Source organism: Bremerella sp. TYQ1, from assembly GCF_020150455.1.
Classification (GTDB): Bacteria; Planctomycetota; Planctomycetia; order Pirellulales; family Pirellulaceae; genus Bremerella; species Bremerella volcania_A.
Map to the genome: position 1 here is coordinate 4,825,504 of NZ_CP083740.1, position 19,693 is coordinate 4,845,196.

At 53.1% G+C, this 19,693-nt stretch carries 14 protein-coding genes; 6 read left to right on the plus strand and 8 right to left on the minus strand.

Annotated elements, in window-relative coordinates; genetic code table 11:
* Positions 1-8: 8 nt before the first annotated feature.
* Positions 9-755, plus strand: coding sequence for a hypothetical protein (locus LA756_RS19550; RefSeq protein ID WP_224436413.1), 747 nt, complete (start codon positions 9-11; stop codon positions 753-755).
* Between the two features lie 85 nt (positions 756-840).
* The gene (locus LA756_RS19555; RefSeq protein WP_224436414.1) at positions 841-1,059 is read left to right on the plus strand and encodes a DUF202 domain-containing protein; all 219 of its coding nucleotides are present in this window, start codon (positions 841-843) and stop codon (positions 1,057-1,059) included.
* Here the strand turns inward: LA756_RS19555 and LA756_RS27250 are convergent.
* From LA756_RS27250 to LA756_RS19580, 4 genes are read right to left on the minus strand one after another with little or no spacing between them, the layout of a single operon-like run.
* Complete coding sequence (locus LA756_RS27250; protein ID WP_315858323.1) at positions 1,056-2,930, minus strand: ABC transporter ATP-binding protein; 1,875 nt, start codon at positions 2,928-2,930, stop codon at positions 1,056-1,058. The two genes, LA756_RS19555 and LA756_RS27250, sit on opposite strands and share 4 nt — an antisense overlap.
* A 25-nt stretch (positions 2,931-2,955) precedes the next feature.
* Complete coding sequence (locus LA756_RS19570) at positions 2,956-4,059, minus strand: ABC transporter permease (protein WP_224436415.1); 1,104 nt, start codon at positions 4,057-4,059, stop codon at positions 2,956-2,958.
* Positions 4,060-4,061: 2 nt separating this feature from the next.
* Positions 4,062-5,048, minus strand: a complete 987-nt coding sequence (locus LA756_RS19575; RefSeq protein ID WP_224436416.1) for an ABC transporter permease — start codon at positions 5,046-5,048, stop codon at positions 4,062-4,064.
* A gap of 59 nt (positions 5,049-5,107) precedes the next feature.
* Complete coding sequence (locus tag LA756_RS19580) at positions 5,108-7,060, minus strand: ABC transporter substrate-binding protein (RefSeq protein ID WP_224436417.1); 1,953 nt, start codon at positions 7,058-7,060, stop codon at positions 5,108-5,110.
* A 392-nt stretch (positions 7,061-7,452) separates the two neighbouring features.
* Here LA756_RS19580 and LA756_RS19585 point away from each other — a divergent pair, with 392 nt between their 5' ends.
* Complete coding sequence (locus LA756_RS19585; RefSeq protein ID WP_224436418.1) at positions 7,453-11,406, plus strand: HEAT repeat domain-containing protein; 3,954 nt, start codon at positions 7,453-7,455, stop codon at positions 11,404-11,406.
* Between the two features lie 9 nt (positions 11,407-11,415).
* Here LA756_RS19585 and LA756_RS19590 read toward each other — a convergent pair whose 3' ends face one another.
* Positions 11,416-12,423 carry a TIGR00730 family Rossman fold protein gene (locus tag LA756_RS19590; RefSeq protein ID WP_224440411.1) on the minus strand — a complete coding sequence of 336 codons (1,008 nt, stop codon included), beginning with the start codon at positions 12,421-12,423 and terminating at the stop codon, positions 11,416-11,418.
* A 418-nt stretch (positions 12,424-12,841) separates the two neighbouring features.
* Here LA756_RS19590 and LA756_RS19595 point away from each other — a divergent pair, with 418 nt between their 5' ends.
* Entirely contained in the window at positions 12,842-13,195 is a 354-nt protein-coding gene (locus LA756_RS19595) for an STAS domain-containing protein (protein WP_224436419.1), read from the plus strand.
* A 15-nt stretch (positions 13,196-13,210) separates the two neighbouring features.
* Here LA756_RS19595 and LA756_RS19600 read toward each other — a convergent pair whose 3' ends face one another.
* From LA756_RS19600 to LA756_RS19610, 3 genes are all read right to left on the minus strand, one after another.
* Positions 13,211-13,483, minus strand: a complete 273-nt coding sequence (locus tag LA756_RS19600) for a bacterioferritin-associated ferredoxin (RefSeq protein WP_224436420.1) — start codon at positions 13,481-13,483, stop codon at positions 13,211-13,213.
* Complete coding sequence (locus tag LA756_RS19605; protein ID WP_224436421.1) at positions 13,480-14,670, minus strand: M20/M25/M40 family metallo-hydrolase; 1,191 nt, start codon at positions 14,668-14,670, stop codon at positions 13,480-13,482. The genes LA756_RS19600 and LA756_RS19605 overlap by 4 nt, the downstream gene beginning before the upstream one ends.
* A gap of 69 nt (positions 14,671-14,739) precedes the next feature.
* Positions 14,740-15,447 carry a response regulator transcription factor gene (locus LA756_RS19610; RefSeq protein ID WP_224436422.1) on the minus strand — a complete coding sequence of 236 codons (708 nt, stop codon included), beginning with the start codon at positions 15,445-15,447 and terminating at the stop codon, positions 14,740-14,742.
* 363 nt (positions 15,448-15,810) lie between these two features.
* On the opposite strand from LA756_RS19610, the gene LA756_RS19615 reads away from it, so the two are divergent.
* Both LA756_RS19615 and LA756_RS19620 read left to right on the plus strand, forming a co-directional pair.
* The gene (locus LA756_RS19615) at positions 15,811-17,358 is read left to right on the plus strand and encodes a diguanylate cyclase (protein WP_224436423.1); all 1,548 of its coding nucleotides are present in this window, start codon (positions 15,811-15,813) and stop codon (positions 17,356-17,358) included.
* 490 nt (positions 17,359-17,848) lie between these two features.
* Positions 17,849-19,690 (plus strand): mechanosensitive ion channel family protein, encoded by a 1,842-nt coding sequence (locus LA756_RS19620; RefSeq protein ID WP_224436424.1) that lies wholly within the window; start codon positions 17,849-17,851, stop codon positions 19,688-19,690.
* Positions 19,691-19,693: the final 3 nt, after the last annotated feature.

Consider the following 19,693-nt stretch of genomic DNA (forward strand, 5'->3'; position numbering starts at 1 on the left):
GAAATGCGATGGACTTGCCAGCGGCTATTTTGAAAACGTATCCTCCGTCGAAGGATCGCTTGCTCGAGCAAGTGAACCCCGCGATCGACAACGCCATGCTGCGAGAGATCGCCATGGCGGATAACGGGTACAAGTGGGAAGCAATGTACGAAATGCTGCGGTTGATTCGTGATCGCAAGCAGTTTCCGCAGCCGATCGATTTTGACTTGCGAGAAGTACTAAGCCTCACGCGTTGGAGCGATCCGGATGCTCCAAACCAGCCTCCATTCCCGCCAGGTCCTTCCGGAATAACGGGCCATTGGATTCGCTTTTACGCATGTGCTTTGCTTTTCTTCGATCATGAAGATCCTTGCGATAGCTACGATTCAAGTCTGGCGATCGCATTGGATAGTTCTCGTTGGCTCGGAGAAGATGTCAACGTCGCCTTGATACAGTTCTTAACCCATCGGTACGACGAATGGGACTACGTTCACCAACAGTCCTACACGCTGCTAGGGATTTTGATGCTCTTGCTGCGTTATCCAAGCGATAAGGTGAAGGAAGGTGACTTGGAAGTCTTGGCCGATCAATTACTGGACAAGGATAAAACTCAGGTCGATTTCGACTGGAACTATCCACGTCCCGATCCTTTCAGCATTCAGCAAGGCTTCTGGAAGCCAACGATTGCGGAACTGACGCAGCAGTCTGAAAAGGTGGGCTCGGAACGGTTGAAAGAGAAGCTATTGTTGTGCTCGCTGATCGTTTCCGGCGGTTAGATTTCGTCTCTAAGAACGTGATTCCGCGCTAATCGCAACGTATGATACAGAAAGACAAATCCCCAATCGATAAGTGAGAGCGGCCATGAATACCAACACCTACCATCATTGGAAGTTTACCCTCGTCGGCGGCGGTGTGACGGCGATCGGGCTCTTCCTGCTGTCGGCGTCTTACCTCAATAGCGATCCTGAAGGAGGTAGCGGCACGATGAATTCGGCCGGGGTGGCAACATTGGTGCTGGGCCTGGGGATCTTTGCGTATGGGGTTTGGAGCTATCTCCGGCATCAACCGGAAGAACACTAAACCGACGCGACCGATTTAAGTCGTGCCGCTTTCGCTTCCTGCCGTTCGGCTTGTCGCTTGGCGATGTGTTCGAGATCGTCTCGCGGCGTCGCATTGATCAGCTTGCGGGTGTACTCTTCTTTCGGATCAGCATAGATCGCTTCGGCAGGACCGAACTCGACAATCTTGCCGGCATTCATCACGGCCATCATATCGGCCATGAACTTCACGACGCTCAAGTCGTGGCTGATGAAGATATACGTCAGGCCACGTTTCTCTTGAAGGTCCTTCAGCAGGTTCAAGACTTGAGCTTGAACGGAAACGTCGAGAGCGGAGACCGATTCGTCGCAGACGAGAAAGTCTGGCTCGACGGCAAGTGCTCGGGCAATACAGATACGTTGCCGCTGACCACCGGAGAACTCGTGTGGGTACCGACGAAGATGGTCAGGGTTCATGCCCACCTCTGTCATGAGCTGAGCCGCTCGATCTCGCTGGTCTTTTTTACTTCCGCCGATGCTCTGAATGACCATGGGTTCACAGATGGCGGCTTCGATGGTCATCCGCGGGTTCAAGCTTCCGTAGGGATCTTGGAAGATGATCTGAATCCGCTTTCGCATCTCGCGAAGTGCATAACCGCGAAGCGCGCGGACGTTGCGGCCTTCAAATTCAACGACGCCATCGGTCGGCTCGATCAAACGCAAGATCGCTCGTCCGGAAGTTGTTTTGCCGCAGCCTGATTCCCCCACAAGCCCCAGCGTTTGGCCACGAAAGACGTCGAAGTCGATTCCGTCGACCGCTTTCACATAACCGCTGACTCGCGAGAAGATGCCCTTGCGAATGGGGAAGTGCACTTTCAAGTTGCGGACGGAAAGAAGTGGTTTGTCTTCCGTAGCAACGCACTTGGTGTCTTCTGAGTAAACGCCATCTTGCCACTCATGCCCCATTTCTTTCAATGCAGGTTTGGGGTGCAGCAGACGCCCGCGACCAGCGACGGTGAGCTCGTGGTACTTCTCCGGCGTCATCTCTTTCTCGACAACTTCCGTCCCTTCAGGGGTTGTCTTGGTTTCCATGAAATCGCTGACGGTCGGCAAGCGACGGAACTTCGTATCGAGACGAGGACGGCAAGCGAGCAAACCCTTGGTGTAAGGGTGCTGGGGATTCTCGAAGATTTGATGGATATCGCCGTTCTCGACAATATTGCCGCGGTACATCACCAACACATGGTCGGCGATTTCAGCGATGACGCCCAAGTCGTGCGTGATGAACAAGATCGACATGCCGCGGCTATCGCGAAGCCGTCGCAAAATGTCGAGGATCTGGGCTTGGATCGTAACGTCGAGCGCGGTCGTCGGTTCGTCGGCAATCAGTAGCTTCGGATTGCAGCTGAGCGCCATGGCGATCATCACACGCTGCTTCTGTCCGCCCGACATTTGGTGAGGGTAGTAGTCGACACGCTTGTGAGGATCGGGAATGCCGACTTCCTCGAACAGCTGAATGGTCTTTTCGCGAGCTTCCTTTTTGCTCACTTCCTGGTGCAGCAGGATTGCTTCCATGACCTGAGCCCCGACGGTAAAAACCGGATTCAGCGAGGTCATCGGTTCCTGGAAGATCATGCTAATGTCTTTGCCGCGAATCTTCCGCATCGCAGGGTCCGGCAAGCGGACCAGATCGGTTCCCAGGAACGAAATCGTACCATCTTCGATCTTGGCACTGCGAGCCAACAGCTGCATGATCGAAAGCGAGGTGACCGACTTCCCGGATCCCGATTCGCCGACGATTCCCAGGGTCTCGCCTTCGTCCAGTTTGAACGAGATACCGTCGACCGCTTTGACGGTTTCTTCGCCGTGGAAGTAGGTCCGCAGGTTGTCGACTTTGAGCAGCGTTTTGGTCATGGTGAGCTGGCTGGACTGTGGAAAATTAGACGTCGCGGGTACGTGGGTCGGTTGCTTCCTGGATGCCTTCGCCGATCAGGTTGTAAGCCAATACGGTCGAAAAGATGGCCAGGCCGGGGAAGAAATTCAACCACCACATCGAGCGAATATGATCTTGCCCATCATGAAGCACGTCGCCCCATGTGGGTGTCTGCGAATCGGTACCGATGCCCAGGAAGCTGAGGGCACTTTCGGTAAAGATGGCCGCGGCGATGCCGAAACTGATAGGAACAAGAATCGGTGCGAGGGCGTTTCGCAGGATATGGACAAACATGATCCGGACTGGGCCTGCTCCCATCGCTTTGGCGGCGGCGACGTATTCGATCTGGCGAATCTTCAGGAACTCGGCACGTGTAAGCCGTGCGATGCCGGTCCATCCGGTCAAACCAATCACAAGCACGACTTGCCAAATGCTGGGGCTAACGACGACGGCCAACAATGCGATCACCAGGATGAGCGTCGGAACACACAAAACGATTTCGATGAATCGCGAAAGCACAAAGTCGATCCAGCCACCGAAGTATCCCGAAACGGCTCCGATGGTAATGCCGATAACCGAAGCAATGCCCATCGAGACAAACCCGACTAGCAAGGCGATACGCGTTCCATGAACAAGTGTGGCAAACACATCCACACCGACAAAGTTGGTTCCGAACAGGTTCTGCCAACTCGGGGTTCCGTCAGCATCGGTCGGATTGCCAGGCTGGTCTTCAAACCAATCATCGCCGACGCGTTCGATCGGGTCTTGGCGAATCAGTGGCCAGATAGCCCAACTGTCGGGATCGTTCTTTTTTAAGTTTGGTTCGTAGCGATTGTTGAAGTGATCGCCGGTGGTGAAGATGGCGTTTTCCCAAGATGGGTAGTAGTAGCCCATCGCGGGGAAATAGATGTTGCCTTTGTAGTAGCAAACGATCGGTTTCGTACCGACAATCGCCGGCGAGAAGATGGCCACCAGTCCGAGGAAGATCACGTAGAACAGCGCCGCCATCGCAAAAAAACGACGACGATAAAATCGCCAGCTGGTCGCCCAGAATCCTAGCGACTTGACCGGTTTGACGGGCTTCTCGGCGGTCTCTTGAATAGCACTCATGCTTACGAATAGGTGATCCGAGGGTCAACGACGGCATAGAGGATATCGGCAAGAAGCTGTCCGATCAGCGTCATGACCGAGAACATCAGGACAAGTCCCATGATGACAGGATAATCACGTTGGCCAATCTTCTCGATGAAGAGCTGACCAATTCCATCCCATTGATAGATGTATTCCAGGATGACCGAGCCTGCGAGCAATGTCGGCAACGTCAGACCAATCAGTGTCAGCAAGGGAATCAAGGAATTGCGAAACGCATGCTTGACGAGGACTTTCATCGGTCCCACCCCTTTGGCTTTGGCGGTGCGGACGTAATCTTGCTGAATCGTCTCGAGCATGTTGGCTTTGATGAAGCGGGTATAGTAAGCCAGCGAGCCGTAAGTCAAACAGGTAATCGGCAGGAACGTATGCTTGAGAAGGTCCCAGGCTTTTCCGAAAGCCCCGAGCTCGTTGTAGTATTCGCTCGTCATGCCGCTCAGCGGAAGCCAACCTAGTTTCACGGCAAACAGTAAGTTCAGGTAAATGGCCGCCACGAATGTCGGAAGCGCGTAAAGAACATAAAGCGTGATGCTCATGACCCGTTCTCCGGTGGTGGCGTTTTTCGCGGTCGAAAAAAGCCCCATCGGTATGCACATCAGGTAGGTCAAGATCAGCGACGTGACCGTGAGCATCAAAGTGTTTGGCAAGCGGGTCGTAATAATGGTCGTCACACGCCGGCGATCAGTGTAGTTGATGCCGCGACCCATGTCCCCTTGGGCGACGTTAGCCAGCCAGTATCCGTAGCCAACGATCCAGTGCTTATCGAGATGATACTGCTTCTCGAGCTCTTCCCGTTGCCGTTCGTCAAACTGCTGACGAGCGCCTGGATTTTCATCCATCAGCGTCAGCGGCGTACCTGGCATGTTTCGGATCAGTCCGTAAACCAGGCAGGTCACCGCAAGGATCGTAAAGAACCCGATAATGACGCGTCGGGCAATGTAGGTCAGCATTACGCCAGGGCTCCTGGTGTTTCCGAATGGCGCGAGGGGTGGTGAAGCATGATGGTGCGTTACTCAGCTTTTGCTTTCCACACCGAATGCATCCCCGGCTCGTAAAACCAAGGACCTGTGGGGCTGAATTGATAACCCCGCATGCGTTTGTTGAAGGCGAAGAGATCGGCTCGGTAGTACATCCAGGTATAAGGCTGTTCTTCGTAGAGGATCTTCGCGATCTCGCGGTAGTGTTCGGCACGTTTTTCAGGATCCAGTTCCAGCAGGCCGAGCTCGTACAGTTCGTCGACTCGCTCGTTCGAGTATTCGCCGTAGTTCCGAGGTTTGCCGGTTCCGTAGATGTTCTCTGTCGAGAATGGATCGCCGCCGGAACCCCAGCCAGCCATCATGGCATCGAACGAGTGATCGCGTGCTTTTTGCTGTAGCACGGTCCATTCAAATTGGCGCGGCTCGCACTTGATTCCAAGTTGTCCAAAGTCACGAGCGAACTGACGTGCCATTAGTTCCGAGACAGGGCTCGGAGCATGCATGATTTGGAACTTGAAGGATACCTTCTTGCCATCGATTTCCTTATCGAGGATTCCGTCCGAATCGGTATCGGCCCAACCTGCTTCTTTGAGGAGTTCGCGAGACTTCTCCAAGTCGGTCTTGAACGGTTCCAGCGAAGGCTGCGGAGCGAACCAGGCAGAAGGATGAAATGGCCCGCTGGCTTGCTGATGAATGCCATTGAGCACGTTGTTGATGATCGTGTTGTAGTCGATTGCGTAGCTCATCGCGCGACGCACACGGGCATCTTCGAAGAACGGCGTTTTGGTGTTCCAGACGATATGTCCTTCCGACCAGGCGATGTGTTTAACTTTGACGTTGTCTCGATAAAACTCTTCGGTATTGGCTTCGGTATTCCACTTCGTGGCGGAGACTTCCGTATCATCGATTTTCCCGGCCGTCAAAGCGAGCAATGCCTGCGTTGGGTTTTCGATGATCTCCATCCGGATTTCTTTGAAGTAAGGCTTTTCGCGAACCTGTTTGCCTTCGTGCATGTAATAGCCTTCGCGGCGTTTGAGCACGATACGCTGGTTACGTTCACGTCGGACCACTTCGTAGGGACCACCCACGACTGGAGTGTTCTCTTGTTCCAGGAAGACATCGCTGTCGGTCAACGTTGGGTCGACGGCGATGGCTGGTTCGTAGATGTGCTTAGGAACGATCGGAAACTCCAGCTTCATATCGTTCACCGCACTCGACTGCTCGTGAAAGATGACAAACGTCTTGTCGTCGTACGCTTTGATTAGCTTCACTTTCTCCAAACTGCTGGGCAGTGCGGGGAACATGCCGGCCAATTCGGGATGAAGCAGGACTTTGAACGTGAACTCCCAGTCTTGCGCCGTGATAGGCTTGCCGTCCGACCAGGTGATGTCGTCTCGAAGGACAACCTTCTGAATCGTATTGTCGTCGTTGGCTTGCCAAGACTTAACGTAACGGCCGTCACCGACTGGCTTCAGGTCGATTGTTGAAGAGGTCGCTTGAACACCTGTCAGGTAGACGAAGAAGAAGTCCCCCACCGAGCTCATGCGGAGTGGGTTGAGGCTGTTCACGTCGCCGTTTTCGTGATGAACCCAGCTGGTATCCCACGCGACTTCATCGTCGCTCTTGGGCTGGATCTTCATGGCGGCGAGGATCTCGTCGTTGTCCTCTTCCGTCGTAGGACGGATCTCCGTCGCTTCCTGAGGAGTAATAGGAGGCTTGTAATCGGCAAGCTGCTCTTGCAGGGCCGGAAGCGGATCGACAATCGGCTTGTCGGACCAAGCGTACTGGCCATCCAATTCTTCCAAAGTCGCCGGCGGCTTGAACTCTGGCGACGGTAGCCCGGCGTCGAAGTTGAAGTCCTGAATTGCTTGCTTCAGTTCTTCGGGCGAGAGCTCTGCGGAACCACTCGTGCATCCGGTGGTGGAGGTAAGCAGGGCGAAAGCTGAAATGAGACAAAAACCTACCGCAACGCGGACGTCAGTCATTACGCAACCTCATGCAGAGAAAGAATCTCTTGGAGTATCTATTGCCGCCTGAAAGCTGCTAGCGGAAGCGGAAAGTGCCCCGGACCGTGCAGTTTTCCTAAACAGTCTCGTTCGAATCGTAAACGTATCAAAAAATTGGGTCAATAACGGACCGTATGTGGATAGTCGATGCCCAGCGGTGACAGCAATGCAGGTAAGCCTTACTTTCTGGGGGAATCGACAGCACAGGGGTGTAGTCGGGGCAAAATTTGCCAGTTGTCACGATTTTGCTGATTTTGCTGAGCGTCCTGCCCGATCTTACGAAGGATGGATGAGACTTGATTGCGCTCGCGCTGGGTTCTCATCGTTGGCCGAATGCGAGCATACGTTACGTCATTGGTATGAGTTTGAAGATGTTGACTACCCCTAAAACTCCTTGGTTGTTGCTAATCGTCGCCGCCCTTCTGGTGACGGGAAGTCCCAGCTTTGCCAGTGCACAGGCGAATCAGCCTCAGTGGATTTGGGCGACCCAGCATCGCAAAGACCAAGTCCCGGCCAGCAGCTGCTTTTTCCGAAAGAGCATCAACATCTCGCAGATGACAGGTGGTCAAATCATGATCACTGCCGACGACGAGTACGAGCTTTGGGTAAACGGAAAAAAAGTCGCAGAAGATAATAACTGGCGAAACCGCCAACGACTGGACGTTTCGAACCACCTCAAGATTGGTGACAACGTATTCGCCATTCAGGTCTCGAACACCCAGGGACGTAGCGCGGGTCTGTTGGCCGAGATCACGATCTTCGGCCCTAACAACCAAAAAGTCAGCTTTCCGTCGAATGCTTCGTGGAAGACCGATCTGCGTCCATTCCCACTCTGGCAATCGACGTTCTACAGCGACTCAGGCTGGGGACGAGCCCAAGAGTTCGGTCCTGCCAATTCGACGACTCCATGGAATGTCGGACAGCCGCAAGTTGCAAGAAACGACGGACCACCGGTTCCGCCAGAACCGTCGTTCGCGGAAAAGCCGAAGCCTTCTCGTCGCCCTGTCGAAGCCAAGCCAATTTCAACGGGTAATCGGGCTCAGCAACCAAGCAGCGGAGAAGTCGTTGCGGATCCAGCTCAAACCGCGCCTGTCGAAGAATCTCGATTCCGAATTCTGCCAGGCTTCGCGATTCAGGAAGTGATGTCGGAGGAAAAGACCGGCGCCCTGATTTCGATGACGTTCAACGAGTTTGGCAATATCATCGCCTCGAAAGAAGGGGGCGCTTTGATGCTGTTGTACGACTCGAACGATGACGGCGTTGTCGACGCCCAGCGAGTCTACAACGACACCGTGAAAAATGTCCAAGGGATCTTACCACTCAACGGCGACGTGTTTGTTGTCGGCGAAGGATCGGAAGGAACGGGGCTTTATCGTCTGAGCGATTCCGATGGTGATGGCGACTTGGAAGAAGCTGCCAATCTGATCAAGTTCAACGGTGCGATCGGTGAACATGGCCCGCATGGATTGGCTTTGGGACCGGACGGATTGATCTATATGGTCGCTGGAAACGATACCAAGCTCGATTCCCAAGTCAGCGAAAGCAGCCCTCATCGCCACTTCTACGAGGGGGATCTCGTTCCACGATTTGAAGACCCAGGCGGACATGCTGTCGGTGTAAAAGCACCAGGTGGGATGGTCCTGCGGACCGATATCGAAGGTCAGAACGTTGAAATCGTCGCTGGCGGTATCCGCAATGCCTACGACTTGGCGTTCAATCGGAACGGCGATCTGTTCATCCACGATAGTGACATGGAATGGGACGAAGGTCTCGTTTGGCATCGACCCACACGTATCTACCAGGTATCGCCGGGGGCCGACTTCGGGTGGCGAAGTGGTTGGGCCAAATGGCCGAATTACTATCCGGACTGTGTGCCACCGATCTTGGAAACCGGAGCTGGTTCGCCGACAGGGCTCGTCGTTTACGACCACTTCAAGTTCCCTGCGAAGTTCCAGAACCGATTGATTGTGACTGACTGGGCCAACGGCCGCATCAGCACGGTGACATTCGAGCAAGATGGTGCTGGCTATAAAGCGAAGAGCGAAGCCCTTCTCGAAGGCAAGCCGATGAACGTGACCGACTTGGAAGTTGGGCCAGATGGTTGGGTCTACTTCACCACCGGCGGTCGCGGCACCGAAGGTGGCCTTTACCGGATTGTCTATAAAGGGGATGAGCCAGGTGGAACGGAAGACCTTGGTGAAGGGATTGCTCAAGCTATTCGACATCCTCAACCGCAAAGTGCCTGGGGTCGTCAAAAGATCGCCGAGATCCAATCGGAGCTAGGCGAGCTTTGGAATCCGCAGATCCAAGGGGTCGCAGTTGCCAAGGAAAATCCATCCTATTACCGAACGCGAGCCCTGGACTTGATGCAGCTATATGGTCCGACTCCGACTCTCAGCATGCTGCTGGAATTGACCGAGGACGATGACGCAGCTGTTTGCCAAAAGGCAGTTTCGTTGTTGATTAACTACCCTGGTACCGAAGCGACGGATCGTCTTCGTGAGCTACTTGAGCACAAGGATGCCGCAGTTCGCCGAGAAGTCTGCGAAACGTTGGCTGAAGTGAAGGGTACGGTAACGTTTGAAGAATTGCGTCCGCTGCTGTCTGCGAAAGATCGCCGAGAGGCATATGCGGCTCGAAGATTGCTGGAAACGCAGCCAGTTGAAAACTGGATCGAAGATGCTTTGATCGCGGAATCGGCAACGCTCTTCAATCATGCAAGTGTCGCAGCATTGGTATCCCAACCGTCGCATGACGTCGCTTTGAAGATCGTTCTTAAATCACAGAAACGACTGGATGATTACCTCAGCGATGAAGAGTTCACCTCGCTGCTGCGTGTAATTCAGCTTGCCATTCATCGTGGTGAATTGAACCAGGACGAAGTGCCTGGCTTGGCCGAACGCTTGGCAACCGAGTTCCCTGCTGGCGATCATAAAATGAATCGCGAACTGATTCGTACGCTTGCACACTTCCGCGTCTCAGACATCACTGACCGATACATCAGTCATCTCGACAGCAAACTGCCAGCCGGCGAGCGATTGAATTTGGCGATGCACATGTCATTCATCGAGGATGGCTGGACGACCGAGCAAAAGCTGAAGTTGTTGGGGCACCTGGAGAATGGATTGAACATCGAAGGTGGCGAAGGGCTACGAGGCTACATCGAAACGAGCACCAAACAGTTCGTGAAATGTTTGACGCCACAAGAGCAATACGTCGCATTGACGATGGGGCACATGTGGCCGAATGCTGCTTTGGCAGTTCTGTTCGAGTTGCCTGAGAAGCCGAGCGAGCAAGTGCTCGGGATTCTTCGCATGATTGACGAAGAGCTTGTCGGCGACGACTCAACGGTGGCTACCCGAATGCGAAAAGGGATTGTCGCCATCTTGGCCGGCAACGGCACACCAGAGAACATGGCCTACCTACGCAAGGCGTTTGAACGTGAACCAGAGCGTCGTGCGTCAATCGCTTTCGGTTTGGCTCAACAACCGGAAGGTAAGAACTTCACGTACCTCGTTCAGTCGATTCCTGTGCTGGACGGCGCATTTGCAACGAACGTGATTCAGAAGCTGACTCAGGTTTCGCAGACTGAAAACGACCCTGAAGCGATTCGACAGTTGATCCTTTTGGGGCTTCGTGAGGACGACACTTGTAAGCAGGCCGTCAATCAGTTGCTCGTTAAATGGACCGGAGAGTCGATTGCCTCGCCAGCCAATCCGTTTGAAAAGCAAATGGAATCTTGGCAAGGATGGTTCCACGAAGCGTATCCAGATCTGCCGGAAGCAAAGCTGGTAGATGTAAAGTCAAGCAATTGGAACCTGGACGAGTTGCTCGAGTTTCTCAGCTCCGAGGATTACCATGGTGGCGATTCGACTTCCGGAAGTTTGATCTTCAAGAAGGCTCAGTGTGCATCGTGTCACCGCATGGGGGGAACGGGCGAAGCGATCGGGCCAGACCTGACCGACATCTCACGTCGCTTCCAGAAGAAGCAAATCTTGGAGTCGATCCTGTTCCCATCGCATGTCATTTCGGATCAATACGCAACCAAGCAGATCTTGACGATCGATGGTAAAGTACTGTCCGGGCTGATTTCGACCAGCCCAAGCGGCAACTACGTCGTGATCGACAGCCAAGGCAACAAGACGGAAGTGTTGAAAGACGACGTTGAAGAGCTTTCGCCTTCCAAGATCAGCATCATGCCGAATGGCTTGCTGGACCAGTTGACCGCCGAAGAGATCGGCGATCTGATGACGTACCTCAAAGCGAATAAGGCTGCTACGAACACTCAGGTAGCCGAGCAGCCAAGCGGAACGACCATTCGTTAGGTAAACATGCTAAACGAATTTGCGTGACGCCGGTTCCATCGAGCCGGCGTTGATGCAGTCGACCAGAATTCGCAGACGGCCCAAGTTACGACGATTGAAGGTAAACACCAGCCGGGACATTTCTTCTAGTTCCGGTTCATCTTCTTCTGGCAATGCGTCACGAACCTCGAAGTCTCCACTGCTGAGGATGTCTCGAAACTCAGTTCGAATGGCACTAAGCAGTGAATCTGCGATTGGTTCCAGCGTACGAATAACGAGCCGATTGCGCACGTAGCGCATGCTGTGATAAACCTTGTAGAAGCTTTCGATCTCTGCGGCCGCTTCTTCGACGCTGTCGGTCACTTTGTACAACGCGAAATCTTCCGGCGAGATCATGCCGTCTTGGTGAAGTGATTCGCGAATGAATTCGTCGAGTTTGCTCCAATAGGTTCCTCCCGGGGCATCCAAAAGCACGATCGGGAAGAGATCGCGTTTGCCTGTTTGGACGAGTGTGAGGACCTCGAACGCTTCGTCTAGTGTTCCAAATCCGCCAGGCAAACAGACCACCGCGTCGCACTCTTTCACGAACATCAGCTTACGCGTGAAGAAGTACTTCATGTTGACGAGCTTTTCGTCCCCATGAATCACAGGATTGGCTTGCTGCTCGAAGGGAAGCATGATGTTCAATCCCATCGAACTGGCACGCCCTGCACCGCGGTGCCCAGCTTCCATGATGCCGCTACCGGCTCCGGTGATGACCAGCCAGTTATCTTCTGCCATTTTCTCGGCAAAAGTGGCTGCTGCTTGATACGTCGGGTGATCTGGCAACGTGCGTGCCGAACCGAAAATGGTTACCTTTCGGCGGTCACGAAACGGCGTGAATATCTTGAATGCATATCGCAATTCTTTGAGTGACCGAGAGAGCAACTTAAGGTCGCCTCGCGTTGCCGCATCGCGTTGCAGTTTGTCCGCAGTTTCGCGGATCTGATTTAAAAGGTTCTGAATCTCAATTGCCCGACGATCATCTTTGTCAGACAAAACGTCTTCGGCATCCTTTTCATCGAATCGACTCAAGGCTCCATCTCCTCTCGAAAAGAATTAAGGGTTCGGTTACCCGAAACTGTTCGGTAAGCCGCACCAACAAACCCACTGCAAGTAGGGCACCCGTAGGAATAATAGCATATCCCTCTGCAGGCACGGATAGTTTCAGGGGTGTTCCAAGTATACAATTGTTTGTGAATCGCTTTGGAAATATTAAAAAAGTTCGGGGGTTGTTATTACGGAGATACGCCGATAAACTACCCCACGAGCGGTTTTTCGCAATTAGCCGGTTTTGCGTTTGACAGTATGTGTCGCGGAAGTCTGGTCCTTTTCGACGATTCCAGCCAAAGGCTTCGGCCGGAAAATTCCCCACAACCACCTTTCGATTAGATGCCGCTTACGGCGAAAGATTGTCATGGTCAACATTCTGCGCCAGAGAGATATCACGATCCTCGAATTCGGGCCAGAGTATGTAAATCTTGACGAAGCAAGTTTGAGCCAAGTTGTTCAGCAAGTCGTCGAAGTCGCCAAGCATACTTCTCCTCCGTTGGTCATCATTGACCTTTCCCATACAGAGTCGATCGGATCGTTCTTCATCCAGTTTCTGATTCGGATTTGGAAGTTGATCAAGAAGCGGGGCGGTCAGTTGGTTCTCGTGGGATTGAATGAGAACTGTCTCGAAGTTTTGAAGCGATCTAAGATCGAATCGCTTTGGCAGCGTTTTGCGTCTCGTGAAGCAGCCATGGAAACGCTGAAAGCGACTTCGTAGGTAACTATTATCAGCCTAACGATCGTCGTCTCGCTGCGACTTCTTCTTGCGAATGTAGTCGGCACGATGGGTGCGATACTCTTCCGCACTCGGCAACGCCACGGGATCTTCCTTCTGATGATTCTCGAAGATGCGTTCTAAGAACGGCCGACACCATCCACAGCCAGTACCCGCTCCGCCACATTCCGAAAGCTGAGATGCTCGGCGTGGTTTTTCAATGCGACAGAAGTTTTGCACCTTTCGCATTTTGACGTGGAAGCAAAGGCACAGTTCGTCATCTGGATTCATTCAGTGCCCCCTTCCCCGCGAGCAATTCTCAGGGCAACTTCACAGGCTGTGTGGAACTGTGAAACATCTAACATTTCGCTCGTCATGTGTTGGTTGTGTTGTCCGCAGCCGAGGGATACCGCTGGGATGCCATGTCGGAAAAGCCAGTTAGCATCGAGTCCGCCATTGGCGATCGCGTTGACCGGTTCCATTCCCATCTGCGTGAGAACATGGGAAGCCATTTGGACACTTGGGTTATCTGCCGACATCTTGAAGGGTTCGTAGTTCAAATCGCCATCGAACGTCACGGAAGCTGTTTGGTCGTCTTCGTTAGCAATTTCGTTTCCTGCCTCAGTAAATGCTGCTTCAAACTTTTGAACAAGAGCTTCAATGGTTGACTTGTCGTGGCTCCGGACTTCGGCTCGTAGTTGCACATGGTCCGCAACAACGTTGGTGGCATTACCTCCCTCGATAACACCAATATTGCTGGTCCCGTGAAGTGTCCCTTGTTCAATCTTTCCGAGCAGCCCTGCCGCGTGCAACTTACTGATCGCCAAGCCGGCAGCAGTAATGGCACTCGCTCCACGTTCGGGAGCAACGCCGGCGTGACTGGCAATACCACGAACATCAATCGTCATGCGATAGCCACCAATGGCTCCAATGGTCAACTTTGCCGGATTGCCTCCGTCCCAGTTAAATGCCAGGGTTGGTTTGCCGAGTTTCGACAGTTCCAGATTTCTGGCCCCTTGCAGTCCGATTTCTTCTTGCACGGTAAACAGCAGCGTGAGTGGACCGTGGTCGAGTCCCGACGAAAGCAGTTCGGTGGCGGCGAAGAGTACCGTTGCGACGCCCGCCCGATCGTCGGCACCCAGTCCGGTGTGTTTGTCCTGTGGAACGATTCGATCGTCTTGTAGTACTGGCCGAGCGCCAACACAGATCGGAACTGTATCCATGTGAGCCATGAGAAGTCGCTGCGGTCTATCTTGCGTCCCCGGTAGCTTCACAATCAAGTTGCCGGTTGTGCTTTTCGGAAGGGGACACCGAAGGTGAGCATCGTCGTGCATCACGCAATCGGCAGGCAGGCCAGCTTTCAGGAGTTCGTCACGAATAAACGTGGCGACGGCAGCCTCGTTGCCACTTGCCCCAGGGATTGCCATAAGGGCTTGAACAAGATCCAGCGCGCGAGATTTTTGAGAGTCGCTAAGCATAACGTCCTTGCGTAATAAGGAATGACCGGGGCAGCAGTCACTATCCTACCACGTTTGACGCTTACGGCATCAGCCTTCGTTTTTGGGCCGCTGAACGAATTGAAGTTCTGGATGAACAAGTCCTTCGTTGACGGCGAAGATCAGCATCTCGTTGATGGTTTGAACTTCCAACTTCAACTTGAGATCGCCAACCGTCTTGTTGACCGTTCGTTCGCTGATGTCCAACGCGTCTGCAATTTCAGATTGAGTTCGCCCGAGCGACAGTTCTCGCAGAACCCCCACCTCGCGATCGCTTAGCGTAGCCAGTCTCGAAACTGGCGCACCATCTTCTCGCTCGACCAGGCGTTTGTCGAGTTCAGGAGAGAAATAGGTATTGCCGGCTGCGACGTGACGAATCGCGAATGCCAGATTGCGAAGTGACTCGGAATGCTTCGAGACAATGCCAGCGGCTCCAACAGCCAGGCACCGATCCAAATAATTGTCTTTGGGAAAGCCCGTGTAGAACAAGATCTTGGCGCATCCGTTGGTCGCTTCCGAAATCTGCTGGCAAGCCAAGAACGGATCGAGGCCGTGCATGTGGATGTCCATCAGCACAACATCTGGCTGCAAAGATTTCGCCATGGCCAATGCCGCACGAGCATGAGTCGTCTGGCCAACGATCTGGATTGACTCATCCGAATCGAGGACGCGCGACACGGCTCGCATGATGGCATCGTCGTCATCGACTACCAGTACGCGAGGATAGGATGGTTCAGGATTACTTTTCGCAAGCATCATCAGACTGCCCCTGAAGCTACAAGCTGGAATTTCATTTACCGTCGCCTGTCAATAAAGCGAAGCAAGTTTCGTTGTGGCGCAGCATCGGCTGCTAGGGAATTCCCCTGTGAGCAAGTATAGGCCCCAGTTTGGAATCTGCGGCAGATCCGCAAAATGAATCAAAAAGCGCAAATCTCGCAACGTCCGTGATTTGTGAACTATCCTGCCAGATTTGTTTGACGGTTGGCCTTTGTGAGATAAGTAACCAATAGAGGTTACTGCCCCTTAGCGCGAATGCCGCGCTTTTAACCTCTGCGATCAGCCCGACTCTTCGGAGTAATCGGACCGATCGTTACGTTTGCAACTAAGAACGTGTCACCCGAGATGCCAGAATTCACGCTGCTCCACTTTCTTCTGTGCTTATTATTCTTTGGAATTGGTTTTGTCACCTCGAAGTGGCTCCGAGTTCCTTCGGTAAGTGATTTCAGTCAAAAGCGTTCAAGCGATGTAAGTGGAGAAATCAAGCCAGAAGTTTCTGTTGCAACGCCTCAAGAAAGTTGTTGTCCGCAAGCACAAATAGCGCAAACCGACGACGCTCAGGCCATCAGCGAGATGGTGGAACAAGTGCGTTGCCTGACGGACAATGTGCGAACTGATGTTCATCAGCATACGCAGTCGGTTGAGCAAATCAGTAACGACCTCGTCACAATTTCGCAGGTTTCCGACACCGATTCTGTGACGCGAATCATCTCTCGATTGATGGAAGCCAATCGACAGCTTGACTCGCAGCTGAACGTTGCGGAAACACGGCTTCAGGAGCAGTCGCAGCTACTTCGTTCGCATCGAGTTGAGGCACGAACCGACGCGCTCACCGGTCTGCCGAATCGTCGCGTGTTCGATGAAGAGTTGGACCGACTCTTCGAGCAGAAGCGAGATTCGAAACGTCCGTCGACGTTGATCATGGTCGACATCGACCACTTTAAAGAGTTCAACGATCTGCACGGACATCAAGCAGGTGACTACTGCCTGAAGAAAGTCGGTGAGGTGACTCGCCAAACGGTGCGCGGGATTGGTGGCATCGTCATGCGATATGGCGGTGAAGAGTTTGCCGTTTTGCTGCCGGGCACAGAATTGTTCGACGCTAAAATCGCTGCCCAGAGACTGAATCGACATGTGGAAAAGCTCGATGTCGAGTTCGAGGGGAAAACGCTGTCGGTGACCGCCAGTTTGGGGATCGCCGAGATCGGTCGCGATAGCGATGCAAGCGAATGGCTCAGCCGCGCTGATCGTGCTCTTTATGCGGCGAAGAAGTTAGGTCGAAATCGTGGGTGTTGGCACGACGGACATGCTTGCCATGAAATCACTCGTCGAAACGTCGATCCCGCGGCGGAACCGAATGAAGAAGTCGCCGGCATCGCAAAGCGTGAAGCGTTTATACAAGATGTGAATCGACGGTTAGCCCTCTTTCATCGTAAGCGTCAGCCACTCGCGCTGATTCTTGCGAGTATCGATCCTGTCGACGGAAAGTCTATTGAACAGCATCCCGACTTCGTGGCGATTCAACATGCGGTGATGCAAGTGTTCGGAACGATCCTGCGAGATATGGATCACGTGTGTCAGATGTCTGAGAATCAGTTTGGCGCATTGTTGCCTGCGGCAAGTGGTAGCGACGCAGCTATCGTTGCGGAACGTGCGCGTCGAGCGTTATCACAACTGGAAATGAAAACTCCGACCGATATGGTTTCGATATCGCTTTCATGTGGTGTTTCCCAAGCGTTGGAAGGAGACGAAGCCGAGCATCTTTTGTCTCGCTGCGAGGCAGGTCTCGATGCCGCACGGCGCAAGAATGGAAACGCCGTCTATCTCGTGCGTCATGAAATGGATTGGGAAACGCCCCATCGCGTCACACCAGAGGTAGTGATAGCAGATTAAATATTCTTGGTGATCTGCCAAATTCTTTTCAAGAAACGGGGTTGATCCGTTTTTGGAAAACCAATAATTTACCGCCTCACACGGACGACATGTCCTCCTTGCGGAGCAAAGAGACCGTTGTCCGGACTTGCAGATGTAAGAGATGTTTCCTGCATAGGAAGAGCCGTTTTTCGGTTTTTCGCGGATCGTGAGCCAGGTGTTTGACACGGATGTTGACCATGCTGGTTTGATAACTCTTAGATCATGCAACCGAAAGAATCGGCTCGATTCGACAGGATGTCGATTCCAAGAACCGACCAATCGCTCCCGGAGAAGAACGGAATCCTTTGCCCCCCTGGGATCCGAGCTTTCCGGGGGCCTTTTTTATTTCGAAGCAAACGAATAGCATCGTGGTTCTCTGGATGTCTTCCCGCACGGTTTCGCGGTGAATGTGCGTTAGCAATGGATCGCTCTCTGGCACTAACGTGACTTGATTGATTCACCCCCTATCATGGTCAGCAAACGAACTCGCATCGCGATCTGTAGCATTCTCTTGGGCCTGCTTGCTTGGACTGCTAGTGCGTCTGCGCAAGCGATCCCTGGCGTAACAACCGACAACGGCAACGGTGAAAAGCCGCCTGAGACGCCAGCTGTCGCCCCGGAATTGCTTCTTCAAAGAGGAACTCCGCAAGCTACCGTTCGAACTTTTCTCGAATCGATGCAGGAGGGGAACTACGACACCGCGCTGGAGTGTCTCGAGTTTCGTCCCGGAACCCCCACACAGTCTCGATCTGACCTCGCTTACGAACTTTATCAACTGCTTTCCACGTTGTGGCATATCGATCCTGAGGGAGTGCCAACGGAAACGGAGCAGATCGAAGTTTCTCTGTTTGGCGAAGAGGGTCAATTTGTCATCGTCGATCAGCAGGAAGATGCTGCCAAAATCACGCTGACGAAAGGGCCGCAAGGTCTGTGGAAGTTCAGTGCCAAAACCGTCGCGGCAATCACCGACTTGGCGAAGAAATATGCTCCCGACATCGAAGCGGAAGAAGAGCGGGACGCCGAGAATGGTAATGGAGAGCCAAAGCCTAAGCCGACATTCGCACTGTGGCTAGAGTCTCAGATTCCAGCATTCTATCGGGAAGAGCATTTTATTCTTCCGACCTATCAGTGGATCTGCTTGCTACTATTGATCGTCGCTGGTTATCTGGTCGATGTTGTTGTGCAGTGGATCTTACGATTTATTCGCCGTATTGGCTTTGCTCGCACAGCAGAAGAGGAAGATCTTCGTAAAGCATTTGAGAACGCCTGGACGCCCATCGGGCTGACGGCGATGGCGATCACGTGGTATTCCGGTTTGTGGCTGTTTCGGCTGCCTGACTTGTTCCGTGCTGTTCTCATTTATGGAGTTCAGCTATTTGGAATCGTCGCAGGCATTTGGTTCTTCTTCCGCATCATCGATCTGGTAATCGTACATTTAATTCATGCAGCCGCGAAGCGTGGGAAAAAGTACGACGACTTGCTGCTGCCTGCGGTAAGCAAAACGCTGAAAACGTTTTCGGTCTGCATTGGGATTCTTATCCTGGCCGAGACATTTTCGCTGCCGATTGTTGGTCTCTTGGGATCACTGGGTATCGGTGGTATTGCCATTGCTTTGGCAGCCAAAGAAACACTGAGTAACGTCTTTGGTTCGCTGACGGTAATGGTTGATCGCCCATTTGAAATTGGCGATTGGATTATCACCGAAGGTGTCGAAGGTACCGTCGAAACGATGGGCCTCCGCAGTACGAAGATTCGCACGTTTAACAACAGCTTAGTAACGCTCCCCAACAGTTTGTTGATCACTGCCAAAGTCGACAACATGGGGCGACGGACGTTTCGTCGCATCAAGACGATGGTCGCTGTGCAGTACGATACGACTCCTGAGCAGATCGATGCATTTTGCGAGGGGATCCGCGAATTGATTCGTCGCCAGCCCTACACGCGAAAAGATTATTACCAGGTTTATCTGAACGAGTTTAATGCGAGCTCGCTCGATATTTTGGTGAACGTCTATCTCGACTGTAACGACTGGAGTGTAGAGCTACGCGAACGGCACCGGTTGTTTATTGACATCGTACGACTGGCGAAGCGGCTTGGGGTTCAGTTCGCATTTCCAACGCAGACGATTCACCTTTATCAGGAAGAAGCCCAACCGGTCAAAGGGGCGAAGGAACTGCCGGAAGAAGCAGGTCGACGTCATGCGGCAGAGATCGCTGGGCCGCTGCCGATGCCGAACGAACGCCGCGGTTTGGTCGACTTCCCTGGCCCGTTCTTCTACGACGATATCGACTCTCGAAGACGGAAAAAGTAGTTT